The 6,313-nt window shown below is 72.5% G+C and carries 5 protein-coding genes and 2 tRNA genes; 4 read left to right on the top strand and 3 right to left on the bottom strand.

Translation table 11 applies throughout. The features are described 5' to 3' along the window. The first annotated feature begins 21 nt into the window (after positions 1–21). Together ACWDAK_RS06465 and ACWDAK_RS06460 are read left to right on the top strand one after the other, a co-directional pair. A tRNA-Val gene (locus ACWDAK_RS06465) sits at positions 22–93 on the top strand. 40 nt (positions 94–133) lie between these two features. Further along, a tRNA-Val gene (locus tag ACWDAK_RS06460) sits at positions 134–205 on the top strand. 278 nt (positions 206–483) lie between these two features. On the opposite strand, the gene ACWDAK_RS06455 is transcribed toward ACWDAK_RS06460, so the two are convergent. Next, positions 484–654 carry a hypothetical protein gene (locus ACWDAK_RS06455; RefSeq protein ID WP_344637146.1) on the bottom strand — a complete coding sequence of 57 codons (171 nt, stop codon included), beginning with the start codon at positions 652–654 and terminating at the stop codon, positions 484–486. A gap of 462 nt (positions 655–1,116) precedes the next feature. Here ACWDAK_RS06455 and ACWDAK_RS06450 point away from each other — a divergent pair, with 462 nt between their 5' ends. Both ACWDAK_RS06450 and ACWDAK_RS06445 read left to right on the top strand, forming a co-directional pair. Next, positions 1,117–3,087 (top strand): serine/threonine-protein kinase, encoded by a 1,971-nt coding sequence (locus ACWDAK_RS06450; protein WP_427395332.1) that lies wholly within the window; start codon positions 1,117–1,119, stop codon positions 3,085–3,087. Positions 3,088–3,445: 358 nt separating this feature from the next. After that, positions 3,446–3,817 (top strand): hypothetical protein, encoded by a 372-nt coding sequence (locus ACWDAK_RS06445; protein ID WP_427395331.1) that lies wholly within the window; start codon positions 3,446–3,448, stop codon positions 3,815–3,817. Positions 3,818–3,897: 80 nt separating this feature from the next. On the opposite strand, the gene ACWDAK_RS06440 is transcribed toward ACWDAK_RS06445, so the two are convergent. Continuing rightward, a complete protein-coding gene (locus ACWDAK_RS06440) occupies positions 3,898–4,707 on the bottom strand; it encodes a TrmH family RNA methyltransferase (protein WP_344637143.1) in 810 nt (269 codons plus the stop codon). A gap of 210 nt (positions 4,708–4,917) precedes the next feature. After that, positions 4,918–6,159 (bottom strand): uroporphyrinogen-III C-methyltransferase, encoded by a 1,242-nt coding sequence (cobA, locus tag ACWDAK_RS06435; protein ID WP_427395330.1) that lies wholly within the window; start codon positions 6,157–6,159, stop codon positions 4,918–4,920. Positions 6,160–6,313 lie beyond the last annotated feature (154 nt).

The following is a 6,313-nucleotide window of genomic DNA, read 5'->3' as shown; positions in this document are numbered from 1 at the left end:
GACGCAGTACCGCCTCACCAGGCGCGATTAGCTCAGCGGGAGAGCACCACCTTGACACGGTGGGGGTCACTGGTTCAATCCCAGTATCGCGCACTCGGACCCCTCGGGGTCTGACGCAGTACCGCCTCACCAGGCGCGATTAGCTCAGCGGGAGAGCACCACCTTGACACGGTGGGGGTCACTGGTTCAATCCCAGTATCGCGCACAGCAAGATCGAAGGCCGTGATCCTCATCGGATCGCGGCCTTCGGCGTTCTCCGACGGTCGTTCAGGACTCGAAGATCCGACCTGTCGAAGACCCGCTCCTCGACGGCGGGCGGAGAGGCACTGGAAACGAAAGGGTGCCGGGTACGGACGGCCCTCACCGACCTCCGTACCCGGCACCCGAATCTGCCGAGAAGCCGTACGCACCGCCTCCGCCCGTCCGCGTCTGTCCCCGGCGGTGCGTGGTGCTCTCGGCAGGCGCATGACTCTTCCCCAAGAGTCAGCGCCCGATCAGATCGGCGACCGCCTTCGTCTGCGTCGCCAGTTGTTCCCAGCCGCCGAAGAGCAGCAGCAGGAGGATGGCGCAGGGCAGGGCCATGGCTATCGCCACCGCCGGGTGCCTGGTGCTTCCGGGCTCCGGCGACCGCCCGAAGCGGGACTGCCTGGCCATGATCGTGCTCCTCCCCGTGCCTTGCTGCCGTTCCGGGCCACTGGGTGGTGGGCCCGACTACGCGGTGGGCGGTTTACCTCGGGGGACGAGCCGGCCGCCCACCGCTGACATCAAAGGTATTCACGGGAGCAGGCCCGGTCGTCATGCCCGCGTACCGTTCCGGCGGCATTCCGAAGGATGATGCGGAGCGGGTGGGACTACTACCGCAGGGGGAGACGAGTTCGATCGGATCCCCGAGGGAACCCCGAGACCGACCCCGAGGGGCTGTCCCACCGCAGGTCAGCGGGGGTGGTTTCGCGCGATTCGGAAAGGGTTTCCGGCTCGGTCGGACAATCCGACCAGCACTACAGGTGTTGCGTATCAGCACACCGCAGCACGCAGTCCGTAAGCTGTGCCAGAAGGATTTCTGACGGTGCCCCACCCTACGGGGGGTCACCCCACAGGTTGAACGGGAACACGGACATGGCGATGACGCGGCTGCGGCGTGAGGACCCCCGCCTCGTCGGTCCGTACCGGCTGCACCGGCGGCTCGGGGCCGGCGGGATGGGCGTGGTCTACCTCGGCTCCGACCGCAAGGGGCAGCGGGTCGCGCTCAAGCTGATCCGCGCCGAGCTGGCCGGGGACCCGGAGTTCCGCACCCGGTTCGCCCGGGAGATCGCGGCCGCCTCCCGGATCCGGGGCGGCTGCACCGCGCGCGTGGTCGGCTCGGACATCGAGGCCGAGCGTCCGTGGCTGGCCACCGCCTACGTCCCCGGGCCCTCGCTGTACAAGCAGGTCAGCGACGAGGGGCCGCTGGCCTGGGGTGAGGCGGCCCGGATCGGCGCGGCGCTGGCCGACGGGCTGGTGAAGGTGCACGAGGCGGGGGTGGTGCACCGGGACCTCAAGCCGTCCAACATCCTGCTCTCCCCCAAGGGCCCGCGGATCATCGACTTCGGCATCGCCTGGTCGCGCGGGGCGAGCACGCTCACCCACGTCGGCACCGCAGTCGGCTCGCCCGGCTTCCTGGCACCCGAGCAGGTACGGGGGGCCACGGTCACGCCCGCCACGGACGTATTCGCCTTCGGCGCGACGCTGGCGTACGCGCTGACCGGGGAGTCGCCGTTCGGGTCCGGCGCCTCCTCCGAGGTGTTGCTCTACCGGGTGGTCCACGAGGAACCCGATCTGTCCGCGGTTCCGCCGCCACTGGCCCCGCTGGTGCGGGCCTGTCTGGCCAAGGAGCCGACGGAGCGGCCCGGGGCGGCCGCGCTGCACGAGCGGCTCACCGAGCTCGCCGTCCGCGGTGCGGCGGTCGGGCAGCAGGGGGCGTCCCGGGGCGGCCGTGCGGACGGGGGCTCCCCCGACGGGCCGGACGGTCCGACGGCCGGCTCTGCGGGCCGGGCGGCGGACGAGCGGCGGGGCGGACGCTGGGCGGGCGACCAGCCCCAGCAGGCGCCACGACGCGCCGGTGTACCGCAGGGCGGTCTGCCCGGGGCCCAGCGGCGGCCGCCGGCGCCGGCCGAAACACCGGCGGTGACCGCGCCGATGCCGCATCAGGACCTGGGGCAGGACTCCGCTCCGGCCGAGGCCCGCGAGCGTCGGCCCCGACGGGAGCAGCCGCAGTCGGCACGCGACCGGCGGACGCCGGTGCCCGGGCGTCCGGCCCGGCCGAGGGACCGTCAGCACACTCCGGCGCCCGGAGGGCCGTCCGAGGCCCGGCGGCGGCTGCTGCGCCAGCGGGTGGTGGTCTTCGTGACCGTCACCGTCGGTGTGGCGCTGGCGATCGCGGCGGCGCAGGGGTGCGAGAACCGCAGCAACCAGGGGCAGGGACGCACCGGCGTCCCGGTGTCGCCGTCCGCACCCGAGAGTGCGGGTGGCCACCCGGCCGGGAGCGGGGCCGGCGCCGGTCTGTCGGCGGACAGTGTGCTCCAGTCGCCGACGAAGTTCGCGGCGGTCGCGCACGGCACGGGCGACACCACGCTCGGACCGGCGACGGGCACGGTGCCGAACGTCGACTGGCCGAACCGCAGTTACTCCGACCCGGTGGGCGGTCCGGCCATCCGGCTTCGGGAGGGGCGGTCCACGGAGGGCGCGCAGGTCGCGCTGAGCACCGTCCTGCCCGCGCGGTACCGGGACGCTCCCGCGGCCCTGGTGGTGCTGCGACGGGCCGAGGGCTCGGTACCGGCGGACCTGGTGGAACTGTTCTCGTTCAACGGCGGGACGCCCGTGCTGCAGGCGTCCCGGTCCTCGGTGGCGGACGCGCAGGCGGCGACGGCCTGGCGGCTGGAGAACGGTGCGCTGGTGCGCGAGGAGCGCGCCCAGTCCGGCGGCTCGACCACCCGCTACACCGTCCGCGGCGACGGCCGCCTGGAGGAGTCCTGGCCGGGCTCCGGGGTCAGTGGCGGGACGGGTGGCGGCGCCACGCCGAGCCCGGGATCGAGCGGCACCTCCGGCTGAGCCCGAACGGGCCGTGGCGTACCGGGCTCGGCGTCATGACGTCCCTCCGTTTCGGTCCGGTGAGGTCGGCGGGCAGGTGGGTGCTCCGCCGGAATCGGCGGAGCACCCAAACGGTGATCATGGTGGCCGGCGCCAACGCCACACACCGAGACGCCGAGACGCCGGCCACAACGCCACCCGCCACACGTCCGTGGTCGGCAGAGGCACAGTCAACATGGTCGTTGACGTCGCAAGGTTCGAGGGGCGCTCCGCGATCCCTGTGCGCCGTTTCGCGCGGCGCGCTCTGGCCGCTCCCGCTGTGACGGTTTCGCCCGAGATGGTTCGGGCAGTGACTGTTACGCCCATCGAGGAGGAGGCCATGGCGAACCTGACCGAAGCAACCGTGACATTCCACACCAACGACGAGAACAAGGATCACGACACCAACGTCACCATCGAGGTCCGCGACCGCAGCGGCCACACGGCCGCGCGCGTCTCGGACACCTTCGGCCCGTTCAACGACCACACCAACAACGGCCCCTACAACCTCACTCTCATCAACCACGCCAGCAAGGACGACCTCCAGGGCGGCAACGTCCTTCTCCGGGTCGACCCGGTGGGCAACGACACGTGGCGGTTCAACCTCTTCGTGGACCTGCTGTTCGACGACGGCTCGCACCTGACGGTCACCGCGGACGGCCTGGAGGTCAACGAGGAGTCCGAGCAGCAGCAGACGTTCGGTCTGAACTAGTCCCCACGAAATGCAAGCCGATCGACGAGCAGCCGGACCGGAGGCGTTCTTGCCTCCGGTCCGACCTTGTCCCCGCCGTCTCAACGATGGTGGGAAACCGCATAGAAGCTGATTGCTGCCGCAGCGGCGATGTTGAGTGAGTCGATGTCGTGAGCCATCGGAATCCGCACCTTGAGGTCGGCCGCCGCCAGCGCCTCGGCTGACAAGCCTTCCCCCTCGGATCCCAGCATCAGGGCGCACCTGCGCAGCAGGTCGACCGGCACCTCGTTGAGCGGGACTGCATCGGGCGCGGGTGTGAGGGCGAGTACCGCGAAGCCGGCCGCCCGCACGACCTCCAGTGAGTCGGGCCAGGGGTCGAGGCGTGCGTACGGGACGGAGAAGACAGCACCCATGGAGACCTTCACGGCCCGGCGGTAGAGCGGGTCGGCACAGTCCGGGGAGAGCAGCACGGCATCCATGCCCAGGGCGGCCGCACTGCGGTACAGGGCCCCCACGTTGGTGTGGTCGACCAGGCCTTCCAGGACGACGACCCGGCGGGCGCCCGCGAGGAGTTCGGCGGCCTCGGGCAGGGGCTTGCGCTCCATCGAGGCGAGCGCGCCACGGTGCACGTGGTAGCCGGTGACGGCCTCGGCGAGGGCTGGTTCGACCACGTGGACGGGGGCTTCGGCGTCGGCGATCACGTCCGACATCACACTCAGCCACTTGGGGGTCAGCAGCATCGACCGCATCCGGTAGCCGGCGTCGAGGGCACGCCGGATGACCTTCTCGCCCTCGGCGATGAACAGGCCCTCGGCGGGTTCACGGCGGCGGCGCAGCTCGACGTCGGTCAGGCCGGTGTAGTCGGCCAGGCGCGGATCTGCCGGATCGGTGATGGTGCGGGGTTCGGACACGAGCCCGATCTTGCCCGTTTGGGTGGCCCTGGGCCAAACGCGGGGATGCGCCGGCCAGGGCCCCGGGGCACGGGGAGCTCGCCGCTGCCGGGTGCCAGGGGTTCGGCGGTGAGGGGTGGCATCCCGCCGTGTGGGTGTGACGGGGCGCCAGTCGCTGCTGGATGCCGGGCGTGCCGTCGCGTCCCGCCGTCCGCCTCGGCCGGCGGGCCCCTAGCGGGCCGTCCCCAGGACGTTGACGACGTCGCCGATGACGATGACGGCGGGTGGCCGGACGTCCTCGGCGGCGACCGTCTCGGCGACGGTGGACAGGGTGGCGTCGATCCGGCGCTGGGCCGCGGTGGTGCCCTCCTGGACGACGGCGACCGGGGTGTCGGCCGCTCGGCCGCACTCGACCAGCTTGGCGGCGATCTGGCCGATCTTGTCCACGGCCATCAGCAGGACCAGGGTGCCGCTCATCTTCGCGGCGGCCTCCCAGTTGACCAGCGAGCGGGAGTCGTCCGGACCGACGTGGCCGGAGATCACGGTGAACTCGTGGGTCATCCCCCGGTGGGTGACCGGAATGCCGACGGCCGCCGGAACACTGATCGAGCTGGAGATGCCGGGGACCACGGTGACCGGCAGCCCTGCCTCGGCGCAGGCCAGCAGTTCCTCGCCGCCGCGTCCGAAGACGTACGGGTCGCCGCCCTTGAGCCGGACCACGAACTTGCCCGCCTTGGCGTGCTCGATCAGGGTCCGGTTGATCGCCTCCTGGGCCATGAAGCGGCCGTACGGGATCTTGGAGGCGTCGATCACCTCGACGTGCGGGGGCAGTTCGGCGAGCAGTTCGCGCGGGGCGAGGCGGTCGGCGACCACCACGTCGGCGTCGGCCAGCAGGCGGCGGCCGCGCACCGTGATCAGATCGGGGTCGCCGGGGCCACCGCCGACCAGGGCCACGCCCGCGCCGTGCGAGCGGTACTGACGGGCGGCCAGGGAGCCGTCCCGCAGACCGTTCACGATCGCGTCGCGCAGCGCGGCGGAGTGGCGCGGGTCGCCGGTGAGGACGGCGACGGTGGCGCCGCCGTCGTGCCCGCCGGCCGGGGTCCAGGCGGTGGCGGCGGAGGCGTCATCACTGCGCGCGCAGAAGATCCGCAGGCGCTCGGCCTCGGCGCTGACGGCGGTGTTGACGGCCGGGTCGTCGGTGGCGACCAGCACGTACCAGCTCTCGGCGAGGTCGCCGTCCTGGTAGCCGCGCCGGTGCCAGGTCAGCTCCCCCGTGTCGGCCATGGCCTGGACGGCCGGGGTGGTGCCGGGCGATATGAGGTGGATGTCCGCCCCGGCGGCGATCAGCGCGGGCAGCCGCCGTTGGGCGACCTGGCCGCCGCCGATCACGACCACGCGTCGGCCGGTGAGCAGCAGTCCGACCGGGTACGGGGTGAGGCCCTCGGTGCTGGGGGGCGGGCTGGGCGCGCTCATGGGCGTGGCTCCTGGATCGGGCGGACGGTGTTCTACGGGTGTGGCGGTCGCCCCCACCGGCGCGCCCTCGGGCCGGTGGGGGGCGATCGTCGGCGGAGCCGGGATCCGGTCCGGCCGTAGTGTTCGTGGCCGGGTCGTCCTGGTGCGCTGCGGT

It is taken from the genome of Kitasatospora sp. NPDC001175, from assembly GCF_053598215.1.
This window is presented reverse-complemented; position numbering and strand designations above follow the sequence as displayed.